Origin of the sequence: Ideonella azotifigens (assembly GCF_006519715.1) — a bacterium.
Lineage (GTDB): Bacteria > Pseudomonadota > Gammaproteobacteria > Burkholderiales > Burkholderiaceae_C > Ideonella > Ideonella azotifigens.
In genome coordinates this window covers 1-2,823 of the sequence record NZ_VIDT01000688.1, presented here as the reverse complement: position 1 = coordinate 2,823, position 2,823 = coordinate 1, and the positions used below count along the sequence as shown (strand labels likewise).

The window sequence follows — 2,823 nt, the reverse complement described above, 5'->3', positions numbered from 1 at the left end:
GAGCGGCTGCGGTCAGCGCCAGTGCCGACAAGGTGCGCGGCGAATCGGCGCAGGCCACGGCGGCTGCGCTGATGGCGCACAGGCCAAGCGCGCTGATGGCCACGCCTGTCCTGCGGTGTCGCGTGGGATTGGCGGTGCCGTCAGAGCCCATGTTTTTCCAGCCGCCGGTACAGGGCGGCGCGGCTCACGCCCAGCAGTTTGGCAGCCTGGCTGATGTTGCCCTGGGCTTGCGCCAGCGCGGCTGCCACGGCGTCGCGTTCGCGTCTTGCGAGGTGCAGCGGGGCCTTGCCCTCCACGGCGGCAACGGCATGGAGGGGCAGCGCAAAGTCTTCTGGCTGAAGCACCGACCCGGTGGCCAGGATGCTGGCGCGCTCGCATGCATGGCGCAGCGCGCGCACATTGCCGGGCCAGTCGTGCCCTTGAAGGACCTGGGCGGCTGCCTCGCTGAGCCCGCGCAGCGGCTTGCCGTGTTGACGGGCGTAGAGGGCAAGATAGTGCGCGGCCAGCGGCAGCACGTCGTCTGGGCGATCTCGCAGTGGGGGCACGCGCAGCACGATGGTGTTGAGCCGCCACAGCAGGTCAGCGCGGAACTGCTGAGGGTCGAACAAGCCGGCTTCCGGCAGGTTGGTGGCGCTGACGATGCGCACGTCCACCGCTTCGGGGGTGTCGGCGCCCAGTGGCGTGACCTGCCTGCGCTCCAGCGCCGTCAGCAGCTTGGCCTGCTGCGGCAGCGGCAGGTTGCCGATTTCGTCGAGGAACAGGGTGCCCCCGCGCGCAGCCTGGAAGCGGCCGGCACGGGCCTGGCGTGCGTCGGTGAAGCTGCCGGCGCGGTGGCCGAACAGTTCGCTCTCGAAGGTGCTGGCCGGCAGCGTACCCATGTCCACCGCCAGGAAAGGCCCGGCTGTGCGCTTGGAGGCCTGGTGCACGGCCTGCGCCACCAGTTCCTTGCCCACGCCGTTTTCGCCGAGGATCAGCACATTCGCTTCAGTGGGCGCGACGCTGGCGATCTGCGCGCGCAGGGCTTGCATGGCAGGTGAGCCGCCCAGCAGCGGCGAGCCCGCTGCGCTGGCGGGTGCGCGCCGCGCCAGTGCAGCGGCAATGCTGGCCACCATGCGGGCGTTGTCCCAGGGCTTGGTGACGAAATCAACGGCGCCCAGTTGCAGCGCCTGCACCGCCAGATCGACTTCGGCATAGGCGGTCATGGCGATCACTGCCGGCGCGTCGCGGCGTGCGGCGAGTTGCCGCAGCACCGTGAGCCCATGCGCGCCGTCGGCTTCGCCCGGCGCGAAGTTCAGGTCCAGCAGCAGCAGGTCGGGCTTGAAGCGTTCGATGGCGGCCAACAGGCCCCCAGGCTGCTGCAGCGTCATCACTTCGCTGAAGCGGCGCCGCAGCAGCAGCCGCGCAGCCGTCGCCACATCGGCGTCGTCATCGAGGATCAGCAGGCGGGGCAAAGGCGCTTCGGTCATGCGGGCTGGCATCTTGCCAGCGCCTGCGCATGCCTCGCAAACTGGCGCAGCGAAAGTGTCCGCTTCCGGACGCCCGGGTGTGCGAAGGCGCACGCCAGGCGCAGTGGCGTTGTCGCCAAGTCCTTGATTTTCCGGGGTGGGCTTGCTGGCACCCGCCTTGCAAAGTGCGGGTCATGAATTTTCGATTCGGCTTGTTGGGCGTCTGGCGCCGGGTGTGGCGAAGCCCCACGCAAACCATGATTGCCATCAGTGCGCTGGGCTTGGCAATGGGGCTGGCCTGCCTGGCCGCGGCATTGGTGCGGGATCATCTGCAAGCCGATGCAGGGGTGCTGGCCTCGTCCGGCGTGGTGACCTTCGAGCGGCGCGCACGAGGCTCCGAGGGCAACGCTGTGGCCGAATGGTCCGGGTTTGTGCCCGCCTCTGCCCTGCGGGAAGCCCTGCAGGCGGAAGGCGCCCCCATGGCGGCCAGCGCCCGGGTGGACAGCGTGAACTGGGCTTTGCGGGGCACTGGCCGAGCGGTGCGGATGCGCGCCATGCTGGCGGATCCAGAGTTGACCTCCCTGTTCATGCTGCCGGTGCGTGCCGGAGACCTGTCGGCCGTGCTCACCCGGCCCGATGGTGTGGCCCTGACCGAAGCGGCCGCGGAGCAGCTGTTCGGTGCAGAGGGGTCGCCGGGCGATTGGCTGGGTCGCCAGGTTCGGCTTGCCGGGCCAGAAGCAGCGGGCACGCCCACCACCTGGACGGTGGCGGCCGTGCTGGGGCCGGTGCCTGCCCAGGCGATGCTGCGCGAGTTCGATGCCATTTTTGGCTTCGACTCGGCGCCGGTGCGGGCGCGAGGGCAAAAGCTTGGTGGATGGTGGTTCGCAGGCAGCGCGCTGTATGCCCGGCTGCTGCCGCAGGCGCACGCGGAACAACTCGGAGCCTGGGCGCAGCGGGCTGCCGATCAACACCGCCAGTTGAACAGTCCGGGCGACGACTATCGCGCCATGTCGCTGGACGAATGGGGCTTGCGAGGCGACGGCAGCACCCTGCGCTGGCGGCAGATGCTGAGCCTGGGGCTGGCGGCCCTGGTCACCTTGCTGCTGGCTGCGGTGCATGTGGTGAACCTTGGCAGCGTCAGCTTGCTGCGCCGCCAGCGCGAGATCGCGCTGCGCAAGACGCTGGGCGCGGGGCCGGGCGCCCTGTGGCTGATGCTTTGTGGTGAGGCGCTGGTGGTGGCGATGGCGGCCAGCCTGCTCGGTCTTTTGCTGGCCTGGTGGGTCACGCCGCTGGCCGAGGCGCTGCTGCCGCACCGGTTTGATCACCCCGTGCTGTCGCCTGCGTCTGTGGTCGCCAGCCTGGCCGGGGGCGCGCTGCT

2 protein-coding genes are annotated in these 2,823 nt (G+C 70.1%); one reads left to right on the top strand and one right to left on the bottom strand.

Annotation, left to right across the window (positions count from 1 at the left end; genetic code table 11):
* Window positions 1–140: 140 nt before the first annotated feature.
* A complete protein-coding gene (locus tag FKP22_RS26295; RefSeq protein WP_141290839.1) occupies window positions 141–1,466 on the bottom strand; it encodes a sigma-54-dependent transcriptional regulator in 1,326 nt (441 codons plus the stop codon).
* Window positions 1,467–1,639: 173 nt separating this feature from the next.
* Here FKP22_RS26295 and FKP22_RS26290 point away from each other — a divergent pair.
* Window positions 1,640–2,823: ABC transporter permease (locus tag FKP22_RS26290; protein WP_170201098.1), on the top strand; the 1,184-nt coding region annotated here is incomplete at its 3' end.

What these genes read in the sequence shown, in the direction of transcription:
- FKP22_RS26295 (WP_141290839.1), bottom strand. Translation starts at nt 1,466, where the DNA reads ATGACCGAAGCGCCTTTGCCCCGCCTGCTGATCCTCGATGACGACGCC.